Genomic DNA, 24,534 nt, shown 5'->3' with positions numbered 1-24,534 from the left:
GTGGCCCGTCGCCTCCGCTCCGGACGTACCCGAATCCCCCCCCCAAATCGCCCCAAATCACCCCGAGACGCTCCCCGACCGGGTTTCAATCGACGACCTGACCACAAAGGTTAATCCACTCACCCACGGCATTTCACCTATGTCACAGGACGAGCTGCCCGGGTCGCTGGAGCTGGCGGCCGACGCCGACCGTCCGCGTGGAATCTTGACGCCCTCGGACCGCGACTTTCTGCTCGGTCGGAAGACCGACTACACCGAGCACTCGCGAAAACAGAAGCGAAACCGGATTCGTCGGCGCGTCCGCAACGCTATCCTCGATTTTAGCATCCTATACGAGTGTCTCGAAGACCGCGACCGGAAGACCGTCTTCGACCCGGACGACGCGGACCGCGAGTCGTACACCCGCGGGATCACCGACATGCTCGGCTTCTTACACCTCGGGACCATGGGCTACCACACGCCATTCAAGGACATGCTCTCAGAGGGGGTCGCGAAGTCTGAACAACGGCTCGCCGGGTCGGACTACCGGATGGTCACCGTCGAGTTCAACGTCGAACCCGTCGGCCAGATCGACGTCGACGAGGTGATCGAGAAGATCGAAGCCGACGAGTTCGAACGCATCACCGACGAGGAGCTTCGCGCGTTCGTCCGGCTGCTCTCGATGTCCGAGGAGTTCTCTCCTGGAGCGGTTCGTGAGAGCCTCAACTCGCGGGTCGACGAGCTCGCGAGCGCGCTCGAAGACGGCGACGGACCAGACGAGCAGACGCTCCGGACGCTGACGAAGTGACGCCTCGTGGACGGCTTACGCGCGTGTGTCCGCGAGGGCGTCGACGAGCGTTACCACGTTCTCGACGGCCGCCTCAACCAGCGCTTGTCCGTTCGCTTCGGTCGCCGCGGTCGGGTCCCCGAGGCTCCCGGTATGCGTCAACGCGTCCATCCGCCCCGGTGAGAGCGCCCAGCCGACCCGGTTGTCGCCGTACGCGTCGTAGTCGGTGAGCGGCACGGAGTCGCCGGGTGGGTCAACTGCTTCTGCGGCCTCCAGATCGACGAGGTCGGGAGCGATAGCGAGCATCAGGCTTGTCTCGAACTCCGCGGCGTGAAACGACACCTCGCTCGTTCGTGTCGCGGTCGCGACATCTTCGAACACGGACACGAGCGGCACGTGGAACGCGCGGAGACCGTGATCCGTCGTGAGTTCGCGCACGACGACCTCGAGTTCTGGGTCCTGTACCAGGTAGTGGCCGTTGACGAGCAGGACGTTCTCGACACCCCACTCGCCCGCCGAGACGCAGATATCACGGACGTACCGCTGGAACGTCTCGCTCTCGACAGTGAACGTTCCCGGCTTGAATGTGTGGTGTGGGCTCACTCCATACCAGATCGGCGGAGCGAGTAGACAGCCTGTCGCGGCAGCGACCCGCTCACAGATTGCCTCCGGCATGAATACGTCGACGCCGAGCGGCATGTGCGTGCCGTGCTGTTCGGTGCTCCCGACTGGGAGCAACAGTGTACGCGTCGTCTCGATCGCCGCCTCAACCTCCTCCCAGGTCATCTCCGCGAGTCGATACACGTCGTGGGTAGCGTCGGTCACACGTGCTCGAACGACGGCGGCCCGGTTAATCCCCCGGCGACTGGTCACATGAACTCGCTGATTCCAAACAGGTACTCAACAACTCCGATCACTGTCAGGATACCAGCCATCAGCAGCGTCGCGATAGCCGCCAGCGTCGCCGGAGCCGTGTTGTAGAACAGACTAAACAGGATGAGCGGCATCGTCGTGAGCTCTGACCCGGAGAGAAAAAGTGAGACAATGTACTGATTGAACGAGAGGATGAACGCAAAGACGAACCCGCTCACCAGCCCCGGCTGGATGAGCGGGAGCGTAACGCGTACGTACGACTCGATCTCGGTCGCACCGAGGTTCTGGGCGGCCTCCTCGAGTGAGTGGTCGTAGTTCTGGAGGCTCGCACCGATTGTTCGGATCGGGTACGGCAGCGTGAACATCACGTGCCCGAGAAGCAGGGTGAAAAAGCCGAGCTGTACGGTCACCCCGAGGGCGTCGCCGAGCCGGTTGAGGAAGAGCAGAAGTGAGAGGCCGACGACGATCCACGGGTAGATGAGCGGCGAGATGAGCACCGTCTCCAGCGTGGTCTGGTATTTGAACTCGTAGCGGACGATGGCGAAGGCGGCCAGTGCGCCAAGCACGGTCGAGACGATCCCAGTCGCAACCGCGAGCTCGACGCTCACGAACAGCGCCTCGCGGACGCCGAGGAAGCCGAGCTGTTCGGGCAGCGCCGCGTAGTGCTGGAGAGTGAACCCCTCCGGTGGCCACGTCGCGTACGCTGATTGCTGGAACGAGATCACGACGACGATCGCGAGCGGCGCGAGCAGGAAGGCGATGGTGCCGTATACGAGCGCCTGGTAGCCGACGGAACCGGCCCTCGCGAGCAGCCAGTCCAGCCACCGGTTCGGGTCAGAGGCGGTCGCCACGATCAGGCACCCCCCACACCGTCGAGCCGGCTGAGGACGCGCTGGTAGCCGACGATGACGACGAGCGCCACCGCAACCAGGATCATCGACAGCGCGCTCGCGAACGGCCAATTACTGGTACTCGTGAACGTTTCTGTGATCACGACCGGGATGACCCGGACGCCACCACCCAAGAGCGCGGGGGTGACGTACGACGCCAGCGAGACGACGAAGGTGATCAACACCCCGGCGCTTATACCTGGGAGCGCGAGCGGCACCAGCACGCGGGTGAAGGTAGTCGCGCGGTTCGCCCCGAGGTTCCGCGCCGCTTCCTCTAACTCGTGTGGGATCGTGTGTAACACGTTGATGATCGGAAACACCATGAACGGCAACATGACGTGAGCGAGTCCGATGACGATCCCCACCTCATTGAACAGCAGCTTCGGCGTGTTCTCCGCCGAGACGATCCCGAGTGTGACCAGCGTCGAGTTGATCACCCCGCTGCCGTTTAAGAGGATGAACCAGCCGAACGACCGGACGACGAGGTCTATTGTCAGTGGCGCGAGCGTCGCGATCACAATGAGCTTCCCCACCAAGCCGCCTTTTCGGACGGCAGCGTACGCCAGTGGGAAGCCGAGTACGAAATCGATCGCCGTCACGGCCGCAGCGATCCACAGCGTCCGGAACAACGTCTCTTGATACAGCGGTGTGGTGAACGCTCTGAGGTAGTGTGCAAGCGTCACTCCGACGCCGACCGTCCCGCTGTCGTACGGGTTGAGGCTGTAGCTCACGAGGATCGCCGTTGGAAACACCATCACGACGGCGACGAACGCGAGCGTCGGCGCGAGGAGTCCGTACTTCCCGAGCCGCGTCTCTCGGTAGGCTCGAACGAGCGCCGAGAGGCGACCGTTCACACGCTCGAGTTTCGTAGTGAACCGGCGTTGACTCATCGAATCACCCACTCGCGAGCCGCGTGTCTTGAACGCTCCAGGCGAGTGTCACCTCGTCTCCGACGTCGTGGATCGACGACGCGTGTCGGTTCGACTCGTCGACGACGACTTGTCTCCCGTCGACGTCGACGAAGTATCGCACCTTTGAGCCGAGGAAGAGGCGACGGTCGACGCGTCCGGGGAGTGTGTTTTGTGTCGTCGTGGTTGTCGTGGGGTCGTGAGCGGTCAGCTTCTCGGGCCGGACGAACACCCGGCCACTGCCGTCTGCAGGTGCGGTGCCAGAGTTAACCTCCAAGTCGCCGTTCGTTGTCTCCAAGAGCACGCGCCCGTCGGCGCTCTCACGGAGGTCACCTTCAAGGAAGTTGGTGTCGCCGATGAAGTCGGCGACGAACTCCGTGGCAGGCTCCTCGTACACCTCCATCGGTGAGGCGATCTGTTCGATCTGGCCCTCGTTCATCACGGCGATTCGGTCGGCGATGGTGAGCGCTTCCTCTTGATTGTGTGTCACGTAGAGCGTGGTGATGCCGAGGTCGTCTTGGATCTCGGTAAGCTCTACTTCGAGCTGGTCGCGGAGCCGCTTGTCGAGCGCGCCCAGTGGTTCGTCCATCAACAATACCTCCGGCTCGATCGCGATGGCTCGGGCGGTCGCGACACGCTGTTGTTGGCCCCCAGAGAGCGTCTTTGGGTCACGGTCGGCGAATCCGGCGAGGTCGACGAGCGCGAGTACCTCCTCGATACGCTTCTGGGCCTCGGCGGCCGGGACGCCCTGGCGTTCGAGTCCGAATGCGACGTTTTCGCCGACGGTCATGTGCGGGAACAGCGCGTAGTCTTGAAACACCATCCCGGTGTCGCGTTTGTGTGTCGGGACGCGGGTTACGTCATCGCCGGCCAGTGATATCGTCCCGTTCGTCGGGGTCTCGAACCCGGCGAGCATCCTGAGCGTCGTGGTCTTCCCGGACCCCGATGGACCTAACAGGGCGAGGAGCTCGCCGTCTTCGACCTCGAAGGATATCCCGTCGACTGCAGTGACATCCCCGAACGTCTTCGTTACGTCTTCGTACTGGATGGCAACTCCGGTGCCGGCTGCGCGTTGCATTGACATGTGAGAAGGGTCGGCGTTATTGGAACAGCGAGTTGTACCGCTCAGACCAGCTGTCGCGGTTCTCCCAGACGTACTGGAAGTCGGGGAAGGTGAGCTGGTCGAACTCGTCGGCGGTAGTCGCACCGAACTCGAGCGCCGTGTCGTCGACCGCCGCGTTCTGGTTCGTCACTCCGCACCCCATCTCTGCGGAGGCCGTCTCCTGGAACGTCGGTGAGAGACACTCGTTCGCGTAGACGAGTGCGGCCTCCATGTTGTTCGCGTTCTGCGTCACGGCTACCGACTCGGCGAAAGCGATGCCAGTCGGATCGAGCCGGAAGAGCGAGTTGATCGGCTGATCGTTCTCGAACATGTCGAACACCATGTAGTCCCAGAACAAATTCAGCGTGTCGACGTTGCCGCTGGCGAGCTGTTGTTTCGCGGAGGCAACGCCGCCGTACTCGGAGCTGACGTTCGGTGCGAAGTTCTCCTCAAGCCACTCGAATCCGGCGTCTACGTCCAGCCGAGAGTCGAACGACTCGCCGGTGGCGATGGCCGACGCCATCAACAGAAGGTAGGGTCCGGCGGACCACGAGAACGGTACCACAGCGGTTGAGTCCGCATTTTTCATCAGCTCTGCGTGTGACGTCGGCGCCGAGTCCCACGCGTTCGAGTTGATCACCGGCAGTACCTCGCCGACTTCCCACGAGGCGGCAACACCGTCGTAGTGAACGAACTTGTCGTAGATGTTCTCGACTTCTGGGACGAGGTCGGTGTGGTCGGTGAGTGGCTCAAGCCATCCCTCACGGGAAGCCCGCTCGATCCCGATGACGTCCGGCACGATGACGTCCGGTGGGTTCTCCGGATTCGCCTCGATCTGTGTCAGCTGCTCGGTCGTGACCGCGGTCGTCGTGTTAATCGTGAGGTTGTACTTGTCTTCGACTCGGGGGATGAGGTGTTGCTTGTGGATGGTGTCGATCGCCCCGACGTTCAGCATCACGTTGAGCTCGGCCCCACCGAAGTCCATGGCGCCGTCGCCGCTCTCGCTCTCCTCGCCGCCGTCGCCTCCTCCCGACTCCCCGCCGCTCGACCCGCCCTCGGTCGTGTCGCCACCGCCGGTGAGACAGCCCGAGAGCCCGGCGAGTCCGACGACACTAGTGCCGCCCGCTTTGAGAAACGTCCGACGATCGCTCGCATCCGATCCGGAGTCTGTGTCTGTCATCGTCTCGCACATACGTACCGAGAGGTGGTATAAAAATCTTGGTGACTCTAGACACAACTTATGTGTATCAAAATCCGACTACACACAATAAATGTGTAATTTAGCCACTTCAACAGGTCTCTCGTGTGCCGTCGGCCGGGCAGTGACAGCCGAGGCTCACCGCGCCGCGTCGGCTGCCTTTCGAGCGCCGATGAACTGGGTGACGACAGCCGCACCAACGGCGGTGGTCGCACCCGTCGAGTCGAGCGGTGGGGCTACCTCCATGAGGTCTGCGCCACGGACGAGCTCGTGGCGGCCCAACTGATACACCAGCTCGAGAAGCTGCCACGGGAGGAGCCCACCGGGGCTCGGTGCACACGTTCCGGGTGCCGACCCAGCATCGAGGACGTCGATATCGAACGAGACGAAGACGGCCTCCGTACCGTCGGTAGCTGCCTCGATCGCGCGGGACGCGGCCTCGTCGACGCCCGACTTGTGTACCTCCCTGGCCGTCACCACAGTGGCACCGATGTCGTGTACCCAGTCGAGGTAGTACTTGGCATTGTGCCACCCAGAAAGGCCCAGTTCGACGAAGTTCTTGCCCGCGAGCTGGTCTGCGTCATCCTCGAGGAGCCGGCGGAACGGCGTCCCAGCAGAGCGCTCTCCGCCGTGTGAGTGTCGCACGTCGTGGTGGGCGTCGACGTTGATCACCCCAACTGGGCCGTCGACCGCATTCATCATTGCCTTGGCGGTCGGGTACGTCAGCGAGTGGTCACCACCGATACTGAACGGAACCACCCCGGAGTCAGTCACCGCTGTGAGCACACGCTCGACTCGGTCGTGGGTTGCCTCGAGGTCCGTCTGAAGGGCGTCGACGTCACCATAGTCGACGACGTCAATACCCTCGCTGATGTCGACATCGAGTTCGGGGTTGTAACAGGTACCATGGGTCAACTGATCGCGAACCCCCTCGGGACCGGCGCGGGAGCCACGCGGCCCGGCGACACAACCGGCATCGAACGGGATGCCGACGATACCGACATCTGCGTTCTCGACGTCTCTGGCGTCCTCGACGAGCTCACCTACGTTGGTGTCGTACTCGTCGTCGACGGCGACACGATACCCGGCGTACGGCGATACGAGGTCTCTGACCTCCGCGGGGACGACCCCCAGTCGTTGTGCCATCATGTATCGTGGTGGGAGCCACCGGCATAGATATTCCGGCACGCAGACAGGTGGAGAACGCGGGGGTCAAAAGGGCGCTCGGGTCGTCTGCGGCGGTCCGAATCGGCGACCGCGCGCGCCGCGTCACGCAGTATGGGGTCGAACGATTCGGTCACCGGGACTGCGGCCGAGCGCGGACAGACCACAGATGGTATATTCCCCGGCGGAGTAGGAACGCCGAGATGACACGGGTGAGCGTCGTCGGCTGTGGCAACATGGGCGGCGCGTTTGTGAAGGGCCTCGGACAGCGCGACGAGTACGACGTAACGGCGATCGACCCCGACGAGACGGCACGCGAGTCGGTCGCAGACAGCGCATCGCGGACGACAGCGGACCCTGCAGCTGCTGTCGACCCGATAGTGGTCCTGGCGGTCAAACCAGACCTCGTCGATCCGGTACTCGGTGGGCTCGACCTGACGACGGACCAGACGCTCGTCACCCTCGCAGCGGGAGTGTCGCGGTCGTTCGTGTCGGCGCGGACCGACGCGACAGTCGTTCGCGTAATGCCGAACCTCGCGGCCGAGTTCGGCGAGATGGCTGCCGCCGCGACACACGAGGGACTCACCGACGAGGTCCGGGCTCTGCTTGAGGCGGTGGGCACCGTTGCTGAGGTCGACGAGTCGCTTATGGACATTGCCACGGCGGTCAATGGAAGCGGACCGGCGTTCGTCTTCTACCTGATCGACGCGGTGAAGACGGCCGGAGTCGAGGGGGGTCTCAAGCCAAAACAGGCGGAACGGCTCGCAGCACAGACCTTCCGTGGTGCCGCAGCGACCGTTCTCCGCGACGACCGGACAGTCGACGAGCTGGTCGACGCGGTCTGTTCGCCGAACGGGACGACCATCGAGGGGATGGAGGTGCTCTGGGAGAGCGACGCGGACCGTGCTGTCGCAGACGCCGTCGGCGCCGCAAAGCGGCGGTCACAGGAGATCGCGGAGGCGTTCGAGGAATGAGCGACGCGGGCTCGGTCGACCCGGTCGACCCGGTCGACGCGACGATCGTCGAGCGCGCCCGTGAACGGGCCGCGGACGCAGACCGGGTGCTCGTGAAGACGGGGACGAACTCGCTGACTGACGACGCGTCGCAGCTCGACCGCGTCAAGCTCGATGCAATCGTTGCCGACGTGATGGCGCTCCGCGAGCGTGGCAAATCCGTCGTGCTCGTTTCGTCGGGCGCAGTTGGTGCCGGCATGGGGTTGGTTGGCCGCGACGCCGACACGCTCGAACGGAGCCAGGCGCTCTCGACAGTCGGCCAGAGCCACCTGATGCGCCACTACACCCAGAGCTTCGACCGCTTCGACCAGACGGTGGCACAGATCCTGGTGACCCGGACAGACTTTCACACCCCGGAGCGGTTCGACAATCTCCGGACGACAGTCGAGACCCTCCTCGAGTGGGACGTCGTCCCGATCGTCAACGAAAACGACGCCGTTGCGACCGACGAGCTGCAGATCGGCGACAACGACATGATATCGGCGGCGATCGCGACCGGCATCGACATCGACCTCCTCGTGACGCTCACCGACGTGAGCGGTGTATACACAGGGAATCCTAAACACGATCCCGACGCGAGACGCATCGAGGCGGTCGACGAAAACTACGACGCCGTCAGCCGGATCGTCGACGAGACGGGAGCCGTCGAGTTTGGCGGCATCGACACGAAAGTGGAGGCAGCCCACGACGCCAGCGAGCACGGAGTACCAGCGATAATCGCCGGCTCTGCGGATCAAGACGTCCTCGAACGCATCGCGGAGGGAGCGTCCGTCGGGACGATATTCGTTCCGCGAGACCCCCCGGAGCGCGGCGACGTATCGACGCGAGACGACCCCATCGAGCTCGTTGGCGAACCGGGCCGGCGCGTTCGATATCGAGGTGACGACAGCGATGAGTGATACGCCCACGACGACGACCGACGAACAGATCGCCGCGGCGCGAGACGCCGCGCTGCGGCTCGCGAACACGGACGAGACGACGCGCGACGAGGCGCTCGCGGCGATGGCAAACGCCCTTCGCGAGCACACAGACGACATTCTCGCGGCCAACGAGACGGACGTCGAGCGCGCCGAGGCGCTCTTCGAGCAGGGGGAGTATTCGGCGGCGCTCGTCGACAGATTGCGGCTCGACGCAGCGAAAGTAGACGACATCGCGGCGATGGTGGAGTCGGTGGCCGCACTCGAGGACCCGCTCGGTCGGACAGTCGTCGCCCGCGAGCTCGACGACGGGCTCGAGCTCTACGAGGTGACCGTGCCGATCGGGGTCGTCGCTGCAGTGTTCGAGTCGCGGCCCGACGCGCTCGTCCAGATTGCGGCGCTTGCGCTCAAGTCGGGGAACGCTGTCATCCTCAAAGGCGGCAGCGAGGCGAGCGAATCGAACCGTGCGCTGTACGAGCGACTGCGCGAGGCTGCCGCGGCCGTGGGCATTCCAGAGGGGTGGATCCAGCTGATCGAAGCGCACGAGGACGTTGACCGAGTGCTTGAGCGCGACGACGCCGTGGACCTCGTGATGCCCCGGGGGTCCTCCGAGTTCGTCTCGTACATTCAAGACGCCACGGGAATACCGGTGTTAGGACACACTGAGGGCGTCTGTCACGTCTACGTCGACGCCGACGCCGACCTTGCGATGGCCGCTGACGTCGCCTACGACGCCAAGGTGCAGTACCCTGCCGTGTGTAACGCGGTGGAAACGCTACTCGTCAACGACGCCGTCGCTGCCGACCTCCTGCCGGGACTCGTCGATCGGTACGAGACGGCCGGAGTCACGGTTCGCGGCGATGACCGAACACGCGCGGTCGTCGACGTTGATCCAGCGACCGAAGCGGACTGGGACACCGAGTATGGCGATCTCGAACTCTCGATCCGCGTCGTCGACGACGTGTACGAGGCGATAGCACACGTCAACCGCCACGGCTCGAAACACACTGAGTCGATACTCACCGAGGACACCGAGACCGCCGAGACGTTCATGACCGGCGTCGACGCCGCCAGCGTGTTCCACAACGCGTCAACGCGATTTGCGGACGGACACCGGTATGGGCTCGGCGCTGAGGTGGGCATCTCGACGGGGAAGATACACGCCCGTGGTCCTGTCGGGCTCGAAGGACTCACGACGACGAAATACTACCTCGAAGGTGACGGTCACCGTGTCGCGACGTACAGCGGCGAGGACGCGGACTCGTACACCCACCGCGAGCTGTCGACGACGTGGACGCCCGGCCGCCGGTCGTCTGAGTGAGGCGTCACCGACGCCTCACGTCGTACCCCTCGATCGGGAGCAGATCACACGTCTAGCCGGCGATATCCCCAGCGCGCGTCGAATCATGAGGGGTGAGACCGTCGATTCGGCGTCGATTGGCGATCACACTAGCCGACTCCGAGAGGTACTTTTAATTGATTGTGTATACGATTACTGTGTATGGATCGGGATACTGCCGTGCCGGACACCGCCGGGTTGCCGGGCCCGAACGCTACGAAGTGGGTCGAGCGTTACCGCGACCATGCCGCCCCGAGCGAGTACTCACACGACTTCGTCTGGGACGTGACCGCGGAGGCACACGGGCCGTTCGTCACCGACGTCGACGGCAACGTGCTCATGGACTTTACCTGTCACATTGGAGCCGCACCGCTCGGCTACAACAACGAGAAGGTCCTCGACCGACTCGCTGCGTTCGACCTCGTCGAGCCGATGAAGATCGCCGGCCAGGACCTCTACTTCGGGTCTGGCCCCGACCCCGACACCGCCCCGTTTCCGGGGTCAGCACAGCTCATGGACCGCCTCACCGACGTCTCCGAGTCGTTCGGGCTCGATACCGTGTTTCTCTCGAACTCCGGGGCAGAGGCTATCGAAAACGCGGTGAAGATTGCTCACGACGCGAATCCAGCGGCGACACGCGGCTACACCTTTGGTGGCAGTTTTCACGGTCGTACCCTCGGGACGCTCTCGCTCACGAAATCGAAGTCGGTGTACACCCGTCACTACCCCGAGGTCGCCGGCATCGAGACGGTGCCGTTCTGTGCCGACCGTGGCTGTACGCCCGGGACGTGTGACTGCGGCTTTTTCACCGGTGGGGGGTCACAACTCCGAAGCGCGCTCGCCCCTGAGGGTGGCCACGTTGACCCCGCAGAGGTGGCTTTCGTCGTGTTAGAACCGATCCAGGGAGTCGGCGGGTATCGATTCCCGAGTGAGCCGTTCATGGCCGAAGTCGGGGCGGTCACCGCCGAGTACGACATTCCGCTGATCGTCGACGAAGTCCAGTCGGGTGTCGGGCGCACGGGCCGATTCTGGGCGGCCGAACACTACGACATCGAACCTGACGTGATCTGTGCGGCGAAGGCGCTTCGTGTCGGTGCCACCGTCGGCCGCTCGTCGCTCTTCCCCGATGAGAAGAACCGACTGGGTTCGACGTTCGGTGGCGGTGACCTTCTCGCGTCGATGATGGGTACGTTCACAATCGAAGCGATCCGCGACCACGACCTCCTCGCGAACGCGACCGAACGCGGCCGCCAGGCCAGAGAACTTCTCGGAGACGGGGCCCCAGACCACGTCGTCGACGTCCGCGGGAAGGGACTGATGCTGGCGGTGGAGTTCGACACGCCCGAGCGACGCGACGCCGTCGTCGAAGCGGCGCTCTCACGCGGTCTCCTCACACTCGGCTGTGGCAAGAAGACGATTCGGCTGCTGCCGCCGCTCGATTCGACCCCGCGCGAGATCGACCTCGGCATCGGCATCTTCGAGGAGGCGATCGCCGCCGCTGCTCCGGCGGCGACGGCGACGTAAGATCGTACCGTTCAGCGGTCGCCAAAGTCGAGAACGGCCTCGCTGAGAACGTCAGCACCAATCAGGAGGCTTCGTTCGTCGACGTCGAACGTCGACGTGTGGTGTGCTCCGGGGTGGTCAGTCCCCACGATGAGATACGTCGCGAGCCCGCCGTCGGCCTGTGCACGCTCCATCAGGAACGTCGCGTCCTCGCTTGCGCCGAAATCTGCAGTGTCGAGCACTGTCTCGACCTCTTCAATGGCGGTGGCAACCTCAGCGACGTGTCCGGCCAACGCCGGGTCACTGTCCGCTCGTGGCGACTCGCTGACGACGTCGAACCCGAGCGTACAGCCGTGTGATTCCGCCGCACCACGGAAAGCCCGCTCCAGGCGAGACTTGGCGTACTCTTTTAGCTCGGTGGTCTCGCCGCGCACCTCGGCTTCGACGTGGGCATGGTCCGCGATCACGTTGCTGGCGCTGCCGGCCTCGGCATACCCGACGTTCACGCGAGTCATCCCGTCGCCGTGACGCGGAATCCCGTACGCGTTCGAGATGGCGGTGCCGAGCGCCTGCATAGCGTTATCACCTTCTTCCGGAGCCTTACCGGCATGAGCCGAGGTCCCGTCAAACGTCGCCTCGACGTGTGCCATCGCGAGCGGCCGCTCAATTCCGGCGACGACCGTGCCGGTCGGGTGGTCAAGGCCAACGTGCGCGGTAAAGAGGGCGTCGAGGTCCGCGGCGAACCGGCTCTCGGCCATCGGGTATCCGCCGCCGCTCAGCTCTTCTGCGGGCTGGAAAAAGACCACGAACCGCCCCGCGAAGTCGCTCGCAGCGACCGCCTCAAGGACGGCGATTCCCCAGGTCATGTGGACGTCGTGACCGCAGGCGTGCATCACGCCGTCCACTTCCGAGCGGAACCCGGCTTCGGCCGGGTGGTGGTCGTCGTCAGTTGCCTCCGGTATAAAGAGACCGTCGATATCCACTCGAAGCCCGATCGATGGACTTGTGCCGCGGTCGAGCACGGCGACACACCCGGTGACGCCGCCATGGGTGCGTTCGAGGACGTCGGCGCGCACGCCGCGCTCCCGTGCTCGGTCGACCCACGGCTCGATGGTCTCAGAGTTGGGAACGGCCATACGGTCGGCCGGATCGTACGCCTCTCGTCCGACCGCCAGCTCGTCGACCCCAATCGCCTCGATCTCCTCGACAAGTCTGCCCGTCGTCTCGAACTCGCGCCACCCCGGCTCTGGATACCTGTGAAGCTCCCGCCGGAGGTCACTGAGCCGTGCGTCGGTCGAACGCGTCGAGTCAGTTCGTGTCATACGACCTCGTGGCACGCGATGTGACTTAAGAGTACACGATGATCGTGTACAAAGACTACAAAAGTGGTAAGTAACCTTCCGGCCAATCGACGGCCATCACCGCCGCGCGGCGGCGAACTCACAATGAGCCAGACGCCAGATATCGTCGTTCTCCGTGAGGGGACCGAGGGACTATCGATGGAATCGTACGCGGAGACGCTTCGAGCGCGGCTCCCGGACCACACGGTTACACTCGCGCGAACGCCAGCTGACGAGCGCGCACTCGTCCCTAGCGCTCGGGCGGTCACCGGGATCACCGTCGACGAGGCGATGCTCGCCGACGCGGACCGACTCGATCTGTTCGCGTGTACCTTTGCAGGGACCGACCACGTCCCCGTCAACGCGCTCACCGACCGTGGCGTCGCCGTCACCAACGCCGGCGGGATCCACGCGCCGGGAATCGCAGAACAGACGATCGCCAACATGTTGATCTTCGCCCGTCGACTGCACGAGGGATGGCGGCGCAAGCGACACGCAGAGTGGCGCCACTTCCAGTCGTTTGAGTTCGCCGGCAGCACGGTTACCGTGGTCGGCCTCGGGTCGATCGGGACCCACGTCGTCGACCGCCTGGCAGGGTTCGACGTCGAGACGATTGGTGTTCGGTACACGCCCTCGAAGGGAGGGCCAACCGACGAGGTGATCGGGTTCGAGCCGGACGCGATCCACGACGCGTTCGCACAGAGCGACTACGTCGTCCTCGCCTGTCCACTCACGGAAGCGACGCGTGAGCTGATCGGGCCCGCCGAGCTCGCGACGCTCCCGCCTCACGCCGTCGTCATCAATGCGGCTCGTGGCGGTATCGTCGACACGGACGCACTGGTGTCCGCGCTCCGAACGAGCGGTATCCGCGGTGCGGCACTCGACGTCACCGAGCCCGAGCCGCTGCCCGGCGACCACCCGCTGTGGGACCTCGAAAACTGTCTGATAACGCCACACACCGGAGGCCACACGCCGCGCCACTGGGAACGGCTCGCTGACATCGTCGCCGAGAATCTTGAGGCGCTCGACGCCGGCGCGACGCCGTCTGACCTGCAGAATCTGGTCGCAGCACCGGCCGACGACAACTGACCCCCCGTCGCTCACACGGTGAACAGTCGGCGCGGGAACTCCGCCAGCGTCTCCGCGCCGGTCTTGGTGACTCGGAACGTCTCGCTGAGTTCGACGCCGAAGGCATCCTCCCACAGCCCCGGTATCACGTGGAAGGTCATCCCCTCCTTGAGGACGGTCCCGTCGCCGGGGCGGAGACTCGCGGTGTGTTCGCCCCAGTCCGGTGGGTAACCGAGCCCCATCGAGTACCCAATTCGATCTGCTTTTTCGACGCCGTACCGGGCAATTGTTTCCCGCCAGGCGGTCTCGACCTGCTCGCAGGTGACACCCGGCTCGACGGCGTCAAGGGCGGCTTCCATCCCTTCGACGACGATTTCAGCCGTCTCTTTGATCGCCTCCGGTGGATCGCCGACGAAGGCGGTCCGCGCAAGCGGGGCATGATACCGGTGTCGGCAGCCGGAGAGTTCGATCAACACCGGGTCACCGGACTCGAACTCGCGGTCGCTCCAGGTGAGATGTGGCGTTCCTGTGTGGTCACCGGCGGGCATCAGTGGGACGATGGCGGGATAGTCTCCCCCGTACTCGTCTGTGCCGCGGATCAGCCGGTCGTATATTGCAGCCGCAGCCTCGTACTCGGGGACGCCGGCTTCGATGGCGTCGATCCCCGCCAGCATGGCACCCTCCGAGATTCGGGCGGCCTCTTTCATATAGGCTATCTCTCGGTCTGACTTCTCGATGCGCAGCCAGTTAACGAGGAGATCCGCGTCGACGAGTGTTGCCTCGGGAAGCTGTGATTGGAGCCGCTCGTACGCCCGTGCAGTGAAGTATGCAGCGTCCATTTCGACGCCAATTTGACCGTTTTCGACGTCGAGGTCGTCGAGTACGCTCACGATAACGTCCATCGGGTGGCGGTCGTGCGGCGAGTGGACGTGGTCGTCGCTATAGGCGCGGATGTTGGGCTCGGCAAGCCACGTCGTCGCTCGGGCCCCGTTTGCGTCCATGTCGCGGCCGACCCAGACGGGCTCGTCGTGTTCACGGGTGAGGACGACGGCCTGGTGGACGTAGAATGACCAGCCGTCGTACCCGGTTAGGTAGTTCATGTTCGCCGGGTCGGACACGACGATCGCATCGAGGTCGCGCGCTTCGAGTCGGGCTCGCGTCCGCTTGATCCGCCGTTCGTACTCCGATCGCGGGAAGACGTTTCCTGGCATATGATGACACCTACCGAGAAGCTCTCGTCCACCGGGGTAAATATTTCGTGTACTTGTACCACAGAAACCGTGTACGACAGACCAGCACCTGCCCCTCCGACCGGTGGACGGTTCTCACCGCCCTGCCCTGGTCGAAACACAAAAGCCCGCGTACTCCCCACATATCACATGAACGAGCCCGGCACCGAAGGTGTGCTGTTGGACCAAGAGACGCTCCACGCGCGGCTCGACGACGCCCCCGGCTGGCTACAGGACCACTACCGGACGTTCCGTGAGTCGATGCTCAACGAGCGAGACGGGTCGCCGTTTCCGTGTTACTTCGGCATCGAAGTCGAACGTGAGGGCGACCTCCTGTACGCGGCGTGTGAGTCGACGACCGACCCCGCAGCGTTACTCCGATTCCGCGACACGCTCGCGGAGTACCTCGACACCTACCAAAACCACGCCGACCGGGCGCCGCTCGCGGTCTTTTTTGCCCCGTTCGACGACGACGCCACCGAGGCGGACTACCACGAGCGGCTCTGGCACGTGCTCGAGTTTCTCCATGTCCACGACCCGGAGCCGTGGCCCGAAGACATCCCGACGGACCCAGACGACCCTCGGTGGGAGTTCTGTTTCGCCGGCGAGCCGATGTTTCCGACCTCCCGAGCGCCGTTTTACGACGAGCGGCTGAGCCGGTACTCGCCAATCGGCCTCGAAATAACGTTCCAGCCGCGGGCCGTCTTCGAGGGGATTACGGCGGACACCGAGGCCGGCCAGCGCGCCCGCGACGCCATTCAGTCCCGCATGGAAGCGTACGACGGGGTGTGTCCGCACGCGGACCTCGGTGACTGGGGGGTCGAGAGCGACCGCGAGTGGACGCAGTACCTCTTCCGCGAGGACGAGACCCAGAGTCCGAGCGAGTGTCCCCTGGATCCGACGCGAGCGCACCCGAAGGCACCCGAGCCGCTGCTTGAGCCGGGTGCCTGGCGCCACCTCGCCGACAACGCACCCGGTCCCCGTGAGGCTCCGGACGTGGCCCCCGGCGTGAGCGATGACTGAGGACGCGGTTCTCGTGCTCGTCGACTTTCAGATCGGCTTCGACGCCCCTGGGTGGGGCACACGGAACAACCCGGACGCCGAAGCAACTGCTGCGGACCTGCTCTCGCGTTGGCGCGCCGCCGACAGGCCAGTCGCGCACGTTCGACACGCGTCGACCGAGCCCGACTCGCCGCTCCGTCCCGACGCGCCGGGATTCGCCTGGAAGCCCGAGACGGCACCCGCCGACGGCGAGGCGACGTTCGAGAAGTCGGTGAACGGCGCGTTCGTCGGCACCGACTTCGACGCGTGGCTCCGCGAGAAGGGATACGAGGCGCTCGTCGTCTGTGGGCTCACAACGGACCACTGCGTCTCGACGACGGTTCGCATGGCGGAAAATCGAGGCTACAACGTGCGCGTCGTCGCCGACGCGACTGCGACGCACGACCGAGCGACGCCCGACGGAGAGCGAATCGACGCTGAGACGTCACATCAGGTTGCGCTTGCACACCTGCGTGGGGAGTTTGCGACGGTCGTCGACGCAGCCGACCTTGCGTGATGCTACGGCCGGTATGTCCCAGACCCGCACGCTTTTGCACCCGGCTCTCGAACTGTGTATATGGATCGCGGACGCAGGAAGCCAGACTGGCTGAAGTCTCGTCCGCCCTCGGGCAGTCAGTTCACGGAGATCAAAGAAACGCTCCGAGACCGAAACCTCCACACCGTCTGTGAGGAGGCCAACTGCCCGAACATGGGCGAGTGCTGGTCCGGTGGGAAAAACGGACCAGGGACGGCTACGTTCATGCTCATGGGCGACCGCTGCTCGCGGGGATGTAACTTCTGTGACGTCGCGACCGGCGGAATGGAGTCGCTCGACCCAGACGAGCCGGCGAACGTCGCCGATGCAGTCGCCGAGATCGGGCTCGATTACGTCGTGTTGACGTCTGTCGACCGCGACGACCTCGCCGACGGCGGTTCCGCACACTTCGCAGAGACGATTCGTGCGATCAAACGGCGTGACCCCGACATCCTCGTCGAGACGCTTATCCCCGACTTCCAAGGCGACCCAGATGCGGTCGACCGCATCGTCGAGGCAGGCCCGGACGTGATCGCCCACAACGTCGAGACGGTGGAGCGCCTCCAGTGGCCGGTTCGCGATCGACGTGCCACCTACGAACAGTCGCTGTCGGTGCTCGACCGAATCGACCGCACGGCCGACGTGTACACGAAGACGAGCCTCATGCTCGGCGTCGGCGAGTACGCCCACGAGGTGTACCGAACCCTCGGGGACCTCCGTGAGGTGGGTGTCGACGTCGTCACGTTCGGCCAGTACCTCCAGCCGTCTCGATCACACCTCGACGTCTTCGAGTACGTTCACCCGGACGTCTTCGAGACGTGGCGTGAGGTGGCCGAAGCCGAGTTCGACTTCCTCTACTGTGCGTCGGGCCCGATGGTTCGATCGTCGTACCGTGCCGGTGAGCTGTTCGTCGATGCTGTGCTCCGCGAAGGGCGGTCGCCGGCGGAGGCGAGACAGCAGGCGCGAGCTGCCGGCGGCGACTGATCCGGTCATTCGGTCGGACCAATCGCGGGCTGGTTCCTCGTGCGCTGTGCTGACGTCAGTACCCCTGTGCAGTGCCGTCCTTTCGTGGCTCGGTCGCCGCCGACAACACGCCATCGCGGTTGCGTGCGATCTGTGCGCCGCCGAACATCACCGGTGAGAGCGTCTTCACGTCGTGGCCCTTCCGTACCAGCTTTGCGGCGACGTCGTCGTCGAAGTGCGCCTCCAGTGCCAGCTCACCGCTCTCGCGGTATCGCCATCGCGGCTCGTCGAGCGCGCGCTGGAGTGGCATCTCGTAGTCGACGAGGTTCGCGATTACCTGTACGTGTCCTTGCGGCTGCATGTATCCGCCCATCACACCGAAGGCCGCCCAGTCGTCGGGCCCGAACTGAACAACCCCTGGGATGAGCGTGTGGAACGGCCGCTTGCCGGGTTCGAGACTGTTCGGATGCTCGGGGTCCAACGAGAACGACGACCCACGGTTCTGCAGCGCGATGCCGGTCTCTCCAGCGACGAGCCCGGAGCCGAAGCCGGCGAATCGCGAGTTGATGTACGAAACCACGTTCCCGGCCTCGTCGGCGACGGTGAGAAGCACCGTGTCCGCGTCCTCGGCGTTCGCGTTCGGGACGCCGAAGCTCACGTCGTGGTTCGCGGTCTCCCCGACGGTCGCCGCCCGACGCGTGGCCCACGCCGCCGACGCAAGCGGCGGATGGTCCTCGTACTCGGGGTCGGTGATGTACCGGTGGCCGTCGTGAAACGCCAGCTTCAGCGCCTCCGAAAAGTAGTGAACTCGCTCGGCCGTGCCGTAGTCGTACTCGCCTGCGCCGAGTTCGCCCGCGATGTTGAGCGCCTCCAGCGCGACGAGCCCCTGGTTGTTCGGCGGGAGTTCGTACACCGTCGCGCCGTTGTACGTCGTCGAAATGGGGTCCGGCCACTCGACCTCGAAGTCGGCGAGATCCTCGACGGTCAAGAAGCCGCCGTGCGACTGGACCTCCGCGGCGATCGCCGCCCCAATTTCGCCCTCGTAGACGACGTCTGCGCCCTCCTCGGCTATCCGCTGCATCGACCGGCCGAGCTTCGGAAGGGTCACTTCCTGGCCGACCGACGGTGATTCCCCACCGAAGAGGAACGCATCGCGAGCGTTCGGGTCAGTGAACAAATCTTCAGCACTTTCCCAGTAGGAGGCGATCACTTCTGAAACAGGATAGCCGTCGATCGCGTACCGGATCGCGGGGTCGAGCGCGTCGGCGAGAGAGAGGCGGCCAAGCTCCGCTATCGTCGCCTCCCAGCCGCGAGCCGTGCCAGGCACCGTCACCGCGTGGGGGCCATAAAACGGCATCTCTGCTTCTGCAGCACCGTCGACCGCGTAGCCGCGGTCCTCGGGGTAGTACGCCGACGTGTCATCGGTCTCCGAGAGGGCCGTGCGGACGTTCTCGATCGTCGCGTCAGCCGGCGCGCCACCGCAGGCGCGCATCGCCCCGACGTCGCCGTCGGCGGTGCGGTACAACGCGAACACGTCGCCGCCGAGCCCGGTCGAGGTCGGCTCGACGACGTTGAGTGCCGCGGCGGTCGCAACCGCCGCGTCGAAGGCGTTCCCGCCGTCACGCAGGATACGGATTCCGGCCTCGGTGGCCAGCGGCTGACTCGTCGCGACGACGCCACGCTGCCCGTAAACGGTCGATCGACGCGAGGTGAATCGGTCGAGGTCTGGGTCCATGTCACCATCCACGGCAGACCCCAATATATACCCACCAGTACCCGGCGATCGCTTTGGGTGTGGGTTGCCGTTATCCTCGATAAAAAGACACATTTCTGTCGTCACGCAGTCATAGACATGACTGGATTCGAGCTGAGATCCGATGGCACTTGCACGACCAGCAACCAAGTGGACAGGTGAATTCGACCCGACAGAGCTGACCGTCACGTGGAACGACGGCGCATTGAATGTCGTCGGCGAGCACGCCGACGAGACGTGTGGCGTGCGTCGAACCTATCACCGGCGCTTCCGGTTCCCAAGGGCGGTTGCCGACGAGAACATCCACGCCGAGTACCAGAACGCTATCCTCACCGTTACGCACCCGGTCGCACCTGAGGAACCGACAACTGGGGCCGAGATCAGGATCAACCACTGACCGTCGACCGGGCGTGGTTCCGTTTCCGTCCTAGACTCCGGTTTTTTATTGTTGCATCAAACAACGAAATAGACACATCTAAGCGACGGGCGATTCGACGATAACATAGTGTCTCGGTACCGCAGTGCCCTTCTCTTTCTTATTCTCGCCGGTCTCTGGGGTGGATCGTTCGTCGCCATCGAAGTCGGCCTTTCGTACTATCCGCCGCTTTTGTACGCAGCCTACCGGTTTGACGTCGCCGCCGTCGTCTTATTGACGTACGTCTGGCTCACTGACTCGAGTCCACTCCCGCGGACACGCGGTGACCTCGCGGCGATCGGACTTGGCGGCGGACTCAACGTCGCCGCCAACAACTCGCTGTTGTTCACCGGCCAGCAATACACCACGAGCGGGGTCGCTTCGATCACCTACAGCCTCGTCCCCATCGTCACAGCCGCGGCCGCCGCGGTCTGGCTCGGTGAGTCCGGTCTCGACGCGCGCGGGGCGATCGGAGTCGTGCTCGCGTTCGTCGGGGTCGGCCTCGTGGCCCGGCCGAGTCCAAGTACGCTTACCAGCGGGGTGACGCTCGGCGTCGGGCTCATCTTCCTCGGCGTGCTCGCCGTCTCGGTCAGCAGCGTCGGCCTCCGCATCGTAGAGACCCGACTCTCGAGTGTCACGCTTACCGGCTGGTCGATGTTGTTCGGCGGCATGGTCATCCACACGGCAAGCGCCAGCGTCGGCGAGACCCAACAGCTCCCATCGATGGCGCCGATGGCACTCCTCGCGCTCGGCTTCCTCGGCGTGCTCTCGTCTGCTGTGGCCTACAGTATCTACTTCACCCTGCTCGATCAGCTCGGCCCCTTCGAGATCAACCTCGTGTCGTACGTCGTGCCGGTCGTCGCCACGGTCGCCGGCGTCGTCCTCCTCGCGGAGACGGTGACGGCGCTCACCATCGTCGGCTTCGTCGTGATCCTCGCCGGATTCGGGCTGTTGAAGCGGCGGGCGATCGCAGACGAGCTCCCGGGGATCGTCGCGCTGGTCGCCGATCGTCGATGAGCCGCGTTCACTGCGTCGGTGTGCTGTGGACTCGGCCGTCTGTCACTCCTCGAGCGCCGCGATATCTCTAAGCACATCTGCCGCGTGGTCTGCGGGCGAGACACCCTCGTAGGTGAGCACGACCGTCCCCGTCGAGTCAAGCACGTACGTGTTCCGAAACACCCCTTCTACGACGCGGCCGAACAGCTGTTTCTCGCCGTAGGCGTCGTAGGCGGCCGCAACCTCCCCGTCCGGATCGGAGAGGAGCTGAAAGGGGAGGTCGTGTGCCGACGCGAACGCGTCGAGATCGGTGATCGGATCGTCGCTGATACCGACCACGTCGACGTCGGCCTCGCGGAACCGCTCCCACTCGTCGCGAAAGCCACACGCTTCGGCCGTGCATCCCGGCGTGTCGGCTCTCGGATAAAAGTAGACGACCACGTGTGTCGCATCGAGGTCCGAGAGCGAGACACGCACTCCCTCGTGGTTCACAAGGCTGAACGGCGGGGCGCTGTCGCCGGGATCGAGCATGGATGAAATTCCGTCGGCGGTCACATAGCGTCCGCGGTCTCGGTCCATCCGCGCAGTCCCGCAACCTCTTTGCGGGCGCTCACCGAACCACGCGGTATGACTCACGGACCCCTCGACGACGACGCGATCGAGAGCTATCGAACGGCCGGCGCGGTGTTGGCGGAGGCGGTGACCGAGGCGCGGTCGATGGTGGAACCGGGCCGGAGACAGCTTGCGGTCGCAGAGTGGGTCGAAGACTTCGTCCGGGAGAGCGACGCGGGACTGGCATTTCCGGTCAATCTCAGCGTCGACGCCGAGGCCTCACACGCCACGCCCGCCCGCGATGATGAGACCGAGTTCGGCCAAGAGATGGTGTGTCTCGACGTCGGCGTCCACGTCGACGGATATATCGCCGATGCGGCAGTTACTGTTGACCACACTGATACTCCAGAGCTCGTTGAGGCGGCCGAAATGGCACTTGAGGCCGCGGTCGACGAGGCAGGACCCGGTGTCGAGGTCGGCGTCGTTGGCCAGGCGATAGAGGATGTGATCCGTGGCTACGGCTACACGCCCGTGCTCAATCTCTCTGGACACGGCGTCGAGCGCTACGATGCACATACCGGGCCAACCGTGCCAAATCGCGGTGTCGACCGTTCCGTCGAGTTGGAGCCCGGCCAGACAGTTGCCATCGAGCCGTTCGCGACTGACGGCCGCGGAAAGGTTGGAGAGGGGACCGACGAGGAAATATACGAGCTTGAGCGATCCCGAAGCGTCCGCGACCGTCGCGCCCGAGAGACGCTCGAGGCGATCGAAGCGTTCGACGGGCTTCCGTTCGCCGCGCGGTGGCTCGAAGGCGACCGGGTGAACATGTCGCTTCGCCGGCTCAAACAGGCAAACGCGATCAAAGGCTATCCCGTGCTCAAGGAGGCGGACGACGCCCTCGTGAGCCAGGCCGAGCACACGCTGTTGATCACCGACGACGGTGTCGAGGTGACGACAGCCGGGATCCACAGCTTCGACTAGACGAGACCGACCGTCCCGCCCGCGAGCGGCTTGCTACCGACACTCGATACGATCCGCGTCGACTACGGCTCCCCGTGTTCCTCGTACGGCTGCACGACGACAAACCCGTCTGTACCGTCGAAGCGCATTTGGAACCGCTCGCCGGACTCCTGGCCGACCATGTCTGAGAGGCTTCGGTTCACCTTGACGTTCGGTGTCGTTCGGCTCCAGGCGACGGTCGCGCTCGGGTCGGTGGTGACCGGGGGTTCGAACACCACCGGGCTCCCGTGGGTCGTGATGGCGACGGCGCCCGGTCCCTCGAGATACACGTTGGTGAAGCCGCCCGCAAAGGACCCGGCCAGGCTGTCTATCGTGCTGATGTCGTAGTCGACGCTCGATTCGAACGCGAGGACGTCCTCGCCGTTCACCGTGATCGAGTCACGGGCTCCGAGTGTGATCACCTGCACCTTCTTGCCGTCGTCTGCGAGATAGACGTTGCCGGTCCCCTCGACGGTCATCACTGGTGTCCCTTCCCCGGTCGCCGCCTCCTTGAGGAACCCCGTGATGCCGCCGGATGCGCTTGCGCGGCCGGTGAACGAGAGGTCGCCGTCGTACGCGACCATCGATCCGGCTTTGGCAGAGACCGACCCGTCGACGGATACGTCGAGCGTGTACTCGTTTTCGAGTTCGAACGGCTGTTCGGACGTCGTCGGTGCGTGTTGTGTGGTGAACTCGTCGATGTCCATGGATACCGAGCCGGGTGCCCCGACTCCTGACGAAGTTCCGCCGCTTCACATATGAAGTGTTGGGAGAAAGCAAGCGCGATGCCGTCGTCTCTCCCACGGCGGTTCGCTCCCGTCAGGCACTGCTCAGAGCTCGGCGACGATATCGTCGAGACTTGAGGCGTCGACGGTCGGCTTGACGTCGAGGTCGCGCTCTGCGTTGTGCGACCGTCGCAGCAGTGCCGTCTCGAAGCCGGCCCGCTGTCCGGCGATGACGTCGGTGTCGCTGTCGCCGACGAACAATGGGTTCGAGCAGCCGAGCCGTCCCGCAGCGGCCTCGAGGTACGTCGGTGCCGGCTTCTTGTCGTCGAGGCTCGCGAGCGTCGGCGGCCGGGCGTGTACCGTCTCGAAGAGATGGTTGAGTCCGTGTGCGCCGAGGACGTGCTCGACGATCCGCTGTTGATTGTTACTCACCACGCCGAGGGGAACTGACACCGACTCCAGACACGCCACATCGTCGTACGGCACCTTCTCGCCCGTCTCCACGGCCGACGTGAGCGCGGCCTCAATTCGATCCTCACGTGCACGCCACAATCGCTCTGCGTCGAGGGCGTGTCGCCCGGCGACCGATCGGAGGTCTGTCGGGGAGACCCGTATCGTTATCGTGTCGACGTCGGCAGCAGCGGGACGATCCACGCCGACGTCGGCAAACGCCTCGCGAGCGGCGCTCCGCAGTGTCGATCGTGAACACAGCGTCACGATGACGCCGTCGTGATCCAAGAGGAGACCGTCGTAGCGTCGATCACTCATCGGGCAGCCATACGCCAGTGTGATAGATGAACAACCCGGTTTTGCCGCTCGAAAACGCCACACAAGGTCGAAACTGACCGATCGAGACGCGATTGTGGTGCCGATAGCGTGCTGAGTAGTGGGCGCCCAGTTACGAGTGGTCTCTGCGAGGAGGGAGGCATGTCGGACCACGATCGAGCTCGGGCGTCGACCCGAGCACTTGACCCTGACGCGTTCGTCGAGGAGGTCCGCCTCGGTGAGCGACTCGACCTTTCGATACGTCGTTGAGAGGGGGAACTCACATGCCTCGGCGATCTCACGCGTCGAGAGGATCGTATCGCTCGTCGCATCGAGGATCGCCCGACACCGCTGGTCGGTGAGTATCTCGAGGAGATGCTGTACCTCCTCGCTGTCGCAAACGCGTTCAACCCTCGGTCGGTCATCGGTGGTGCCTGACGGTGACGCGGTGAGCGGTGGCCGGCTCATGTCCTGAACCGC

Annotated in this window: 24 protein-coding genes; 12 read left to right on the top strand and 12 right to left on the bottom strand. The window is 64.6% G+C overall.

The features are described from left to right. Positions 1–139: 139 nt before the first annotated feature. Complete coding sequence (locus tag ACWUI7_RS04840) at positions 140–787, top strand: DUF8102 family protein (RefSeq protein WP_496641083.1); 648 nt, start codon at positions 140–142, stop codon at positions 785–787. 15 nt (positions 788–802) lie between these two features. Here the strand turns inward: ACWUI7_RS04840 and ACWUI7_RS04835 are convergent, their stop codons facing one another. The 6 genes from ACWUI7_RS04835 to ACWUI7_RS04810 form a co-directional block, all read right to left on the bottom strand. Next, positions 803–1,591 (bottom strand): creatininase family protein, encoded by a 789-nt coding sequence (locus tag ACWUI7_RS04835; RefSeq protein ID WP_496641082.1) that lies wholly within the window; start codon positions 1,589–1,591, stop codon positions 803–805. 44 nt (positions 1,592–1,635) lie between these two features. Then, entirely contained in the window at positions 1,636–2,490 is an 855-nt protein-coding gene (locus ACWUI7_RS04830; RefSeq protein WP_496641081.1) for an ABC transporter permease, read from the bottom strand. Positions 2,491–2,492: 2 nt separating this feature from the next. Next, positions 2,493–3,419: an ABC transporter permease gene (locus ACWUI7_RS04825; RefSeq protein ID WP_496641080.1), complete on the bottom strand. Its 927-nt coding sequence runs from the start codon at positions 3,417–3,419 to the stop codon at positions 2,493–2,495. 4 nt (positions 3,420–3,423) lie between these two features. Beyond that, the gene (locus tag ACWUI7_RS04820) at positions 3,424–4,515 is read right to left on the bottom strand and encodes an ABC transporter ATP-binding protein (protein ID WP_496641079.1); all 1,092 of its coding nucleotides are present in this window, start codon (positions 4,513–4,515) and stop codon (positions 3,424–3,426) included. Between the two features lie 22 nt (positions 4,516–4,537). Further along, a complete protein-coding gene (locus tag ACWUI7_RS04815) occupies positions 4,538–5,719 on the bottom strand; it encodes an ABC transporter substrate-binding protein (RefSeq protein ID WP_496641078.1) in 1,182 nt (393 codons plus the stop codon). A 156-nt stretch (positions 5,720–5,875) separates the two neighbouring features. Beyond that, on the bottom strand, positions 5,876–6,883 hold the full coding sequence (locus tag ACWUI7_RS04810; protein WP_496641077.1) for an agmatinase family protein: 1,008 nt from the start codon (positions 6,881–6,883) through the stop codon (positions 5,876–5,878). A 221-nt stretch (positions 6,884–7,104) separates the two neighbouring features. Between ACWUI7_RS04810 and proC the strand changes: the two genes are divergently transcribed. The 4 genes from proC (at position 7,105) to ACWUI7_RS04790 (ending at position 11,694) form a co-directional block, all read left to right on the top strand. Beyond that, positions 7,105–7,875 carry a pyrroline-5-carboxylate reductase gene (gene proC / locus ACWUI7_RS04805; RefSeq protein ID WP_496641076.1) on the top strand — a complete coding sequence of 257 codons (771 nt, stop codon included), beginning with the start codon at positions 7,105–7,107 and terminating at the stop codon, positions 7,873–7,875. Continuing rightward, positions 7,872–8,813 carry a glutamate 5-kinase gene (gene proB, locus ACWUI7_RS04800; RefSeq protein ID WP_496641075.1) on the top strand — a complete coding sequence of 314 codons (942 nt, stop codon included), beginning with the start codon at positions 7,872–7,874 and terminating at the stop codon, positions 8,811–8,813. Before proC ends, proB begins: the two co-directional genes overlap by 4 nt. After that, the gene (locus ACWUI7_RS04795) at positions 8,806–10,152 is read left to right on the top strand and encodes a glutamate-5-semialdehyde dehydrogenase (RefSeq protein ID WP_496641074.1); all 1,347 of its coding nucleotides are present in this window, start codon (positions 8,806–8,808) and stop codon (positions 10,150–10,152) included. Before proB ends, ACWUI7_RS04795 begins: the two co-directional genes overlap by 8 nt. 180 nt (positions 10,153–10,332) lie before the next feature. Further along, on the top strand, positions 10,333–11,694 hold the full coding sequence (locus ACWUI7_RS04790) for an aminotransferase class III-fold pyridoxal phosphate-dependent enzyme (protein ID WP_496641073.1): 1,362 nt from the start codon (positions 10,333–10,335) through the stop codon (positions 11,692–11,694). A gap of 11 nt (positions 11,695–11,705) precedes the next feature. Here the strand turns inward: ACWUI7_RS04790 and ACWUI7_RS04785 are convergent, their stop codons facing one another. Then, entirely contained in the window at positions 11,706–12,995 is a 1,290-nt protein-coding gene (locus tag ACWUI7_RS04785; RefSeq protein WP_496641072.1) for an amidohydrolase, read from the bottom strand. A 123-nt stretch (positions 12,996–13,118) separates the two neighbouring features. Here ACWUI7_RS04785 and ACWUI7_RS04780 point away from each other — a divergent pair, with 123 nt between their 5' ends. Then, a complete protein-coding gene (locus ACWUI7_RS04780) occupies positions 13,119–14,102 on the top strand; it encodes a D-2-hydroxyacid dehydrogenase (protein WP_496641071.1) in 984 nt (327 codons plus the stop codon). A gap of 11 nt (positions 14,103–14,113) precedes the next feature. Here ACWUI7_RS04780 and ACWUI7_RS04775 read toward each other — a convergent pair whose 3' ends face one another. Beyond that, positions 14,114–15,292, bottom strand: a complete 1,179-nt coding sequence (locus tag ACWUI7_RS04775) for a M24 family metallopeptidase (RefSeq protein WP_496641070.1) — start codon at positions 15,290–15,292, stop codon at positions 14,114–14,116. Positions 15,293–15,460: 168 nt separating this feature from the next. On the opposite strand from ACWUI7_RS04775, the gene ACWUI7_RS04770 reads away from it, so the two are divergent. The 3 genes from ACWUI7_RS04770 to lipA are packed head-to-tail and all read left to right on the top strand — an operon-like array spanning position 15,461 to position 17,870. Next, entirely contained in the window at positions 15,461–16,333 is an 873-nt protein-coding gene (locus ACWUI7_RS04770) for a YqcI/YcgG family protein (protein WP_496641069.1), read from the top strand. Next, positions 16,326–16,868: a cysteine hydrolase family protein gene (locus ACWUI7_RS04765; RefSeq protein ID WP_496641068.1), complete on the top strand. Its 543-nt coding sequence runs from the start codon at positions 16,326–16,328 to the stop codon at positions 16,866–16,868. The genes ACWUI7_RS04770 and ACWUI7_RS04765 overlap by 8 nt, the downstream gene beginning before the upstream one ends. Before the next feature lie 60 nt (positions 16,869–16,928). Then, a complete protein-coding gene (gene lipA / locus ACWUI7_RS04760) occupies positions 16,929–17,870 on the top strand; it encodes a lipoyl synthase (RefSeq protein WP_496641067.1) in 942 nt (313 codons plus the stop codon). A gap of 55 nt (positions 17,871–17,925) precedes the next feature. Here the strand turns inward: lipA and ACWUI7_RS04755 are convergent, their stop codons facing one another. Beyond that, positions 17,926–19,584 (bottom strand): gamma-glutamyltransferase family protein, encoded by a 1,659-nt coding sequence (locus tag ACWUI7_RS04755; protein WP_496641066.1) that lies wholly within the window; start codon positions 19,582–19,584, stop codon positions 17,926–17,928. Between the two features lie 142 nt (positions 19,585–19,726). Here ACWUI7_RS04755 and ACWUI7_RS04750 point away from each other — a divergent pair, with 142 nt between their 5' ends. Further along, positions 19,727–19,999 carry an Hsp20/alpha crystallin family protein gene (locus ACWUI7_RS04750; protein WP_496641065.1) on the top strand — a complete coding sequence of 91 codons (273 nt, stop codon included), beginning with the start codon at positions 19,727–19,729 and terminating at the stop codon, positions 19,997–19,999. 108 nt (positions 20,000–20,107) lie between these two features. Continuing rightward, positions 20,108–21,034 carry a DMT family transporter gene (locus ACWUI7_RS04745; RefSeq protein WP_496641064.1) on the top strand — a complete coding sequence of 309 codons (927 nt, stop codon included), beginning with the start codon at positions 20,108–20,110 and terminating at the stop codon, positions 21,032–21,034. Positions 21,035–21,076: 42 nt separating this feature from the next. On the opposite strand, the gene ACWUI7_RS04740 is transcribed toward ACWUI7_RS04745, so the two are convergent. Then, positions 21,077–21,544, bottom strand: coding sequence for a peroxiredoxin (locus ACWUI7_RS04740; RefSeq protein WP_496641105.1), 468 nt, complete (start codon positions 21,542–21,544; stop codon positions 21,077–21,079). Positions 21,545–21,640: 96 nt separating this feature from the next. Here ACWUI7_RS04740 and map point away from each other — a divergent pair, with 96 nt between their 5' ends. Further along, complete coding sequence (gene map / locus ACWUI7_RS04735) at positions 21,641–22,546, top strand: type II methionyl aminopeptidase (protein WP_496641063.1); 906 nt, start codon at positions 21,641–21,643, stop codon at positions 22,544–22,546. Between the two features lie 62 nt (positions 22,547–22,608). Here the strand turns inward: map and ACWUI7_RS04730 are convergent, their stop codons facing one another. Both ACWUI7_RS04730 and ACWUI7_RS04725 read right to left on the bottom strand, forming a co-directional pair. After that, a complete protein-coding gene (locus tag ACWUI7_RS04730; protein WP_496641062.1) occupies positions 22,609–23,271 on the bottom strand; it encodes an AIM24 family protein in 663 nt (220 codons plus the stop codon). 123 nt (positions 23,272–23,394) lie between these two features. Beyond that, on the bottom strand, positions 23,395–24,522 hold the full coding sequence (locus ACWUI7_RS04725; protein WP_496641061.1) for an HAD-IA family hydrolase: 1,128 nt from the start codon (positions 24,520–24,522) through the stop codon (positions 23,395–23,397). Positions 24,523–24,534: the final 12 nt, after the last annotated feature.

Source organism: Halorubrum orientale (assembly GCF_059623105.1).
The sequence above is the reverse complement of the archived record's forward strand: the minus strand, read 5'-3'. Positions and strand labels throughout refer to the sequence as shown.

Coding starts and splice junctions, on each gene's coding strand:
- ACWUI7_RS04840 (WP_496641083.1), top strand. CDS start 140: ATGTCACAGGACGAGCTGCCCGGGTCGCTGGAGCTGGCGGCCGACGCC.
- ACWUI7_RS04825 (WP_496641080.1), bottom strand. CDS start 3,419: ATGAGTCAACGCCGGTTCACTACGAAACTCGAGCGTGTGAACGGTCGC.
- ACWUI7_RS04820 (WP_496641079.1), bottom strand. CDS start 4,515: ATGCAACGCGCAGCCGGCACCGGAGTTGCCATCCAGTACGAAGACGTA.
- ACWUI7_RS04815 (WP_496641078.1), bottom strand. CDS start 5,719: ATGACAGACACAGACTCCGGATCGGATGCGAGCGATCGTCGGACGTTT.
- ACWUI7_RS04810 (WP_496641077.1), bottom strand. CDS start 6,883: ATGGCACAACGACTGGGGGTCGTCCCCGCGGAGGTCAGAGACCTCGTA.
- proC (WP_496641076.1), top strand. CDS start 7,105: ATGACACGGGTGAGCGTCGTCGGCTGTGGCAACATGGGCGGCGCGTTT.
- proB (WP_496641075.1), top strand. CDS start 7,872: ATGAGCGACGCGGGCTCGGTCGACCCGGTCGACCCGGTCGACGCGACG.
- ACWUI7_RS04795 (WP_496641074.1), top strand. CDS start 8,806: ATGAGTGATACGCCCACGACGACGACCGACGAACAGATCGCCGCGGCG.
- ACWUI7_RS04790 (WP_496641073.1), top strand. CDS start 10,333: ATGGATCGGGATACTGCCGTGCCGGACACCGCCGGGTTGCCGGGCCCG.
- ACWUI7_RS04785 (WP_496641072.1), bottom strand. CDS start 12,995: ATGACACGAACTGACTCGACGCGTTCGACCGACGCACGGCTCAGTGAC.
- ACWUI7_RS04780 (WP_496641071.1), top strand. CDS start 13,119: ATGAGCCAGACGCCAGATATCGTCGTTCTCCGTGAGGGGACCGAGGGA.
- ACWUI7_RS04775 (WP_496641070.1), bottom strand. CDS start 15,292: ATGCCAGGAAACGTCTTCCCGCGATCGGAGTACGAACGGCGGATCAAG.
- ACWUI7_RS04770 (WP_496641069.1), top strand. CDS start 15,461: ATGAACGAGCCCGGCACCGAAGGTGTGCTGTTGGACCAAGAGACGCTC.
- ACWUI7_RS04765 (WP_496641068.1), top strand. CDS start 16,326: ATGACTGAGGACGCGGTTCTCGTGCTCGTCGACTTTCAGATCGGCTTC.
- lipA (WP_496641067.1), top strand. CDS start 16,929: ATGGATCGCGGACGCAGGAAGCCAGACTGGCTGAAGTCTCGTCCGCCC.
- ACWUI7_RS04755 (WP_496641066.1), bottom strand. CDS start 19,584: ATGGACCCAGACCTCGACCGATTCACCTCGCGTCGATCGACCGTTTAC.
- ACWUI7_RS04750 (WP_496641065.1), top strand. CDS start 19,727: ATGGCACTTGCACGACCAGCAACCAAGTGGACAGGTGAATTCGACCCG.
- ACWUI7_RS04740 (WP_496641105.1), bottom strand. CDS start 21,544: ATGCTCGATCCCGGCGACAGCGCCCCGCCGTTCAGCCTTGTGAACCAC.
- map (WP_496641063.1), top strand. CDS start 21,641: ATGACTCACGGACCCCTCGACGACGACGCGATCGAGAGCTATCGAACG.
- ACWUI7_RS04730 (WP_496641062.1), bottom strand. CDS start 23,271: ATGGACATCGACGAGTTCACCACACAACACGCACCGACGACGTCCGAA.
- ACWUI7_RS04725 (WP_496641061.1), bottom strand. CDS start 24,522: ATGAGCCGGCCACCGCTCACCGCGTCACCGTCAGGCACCACCGATGAC.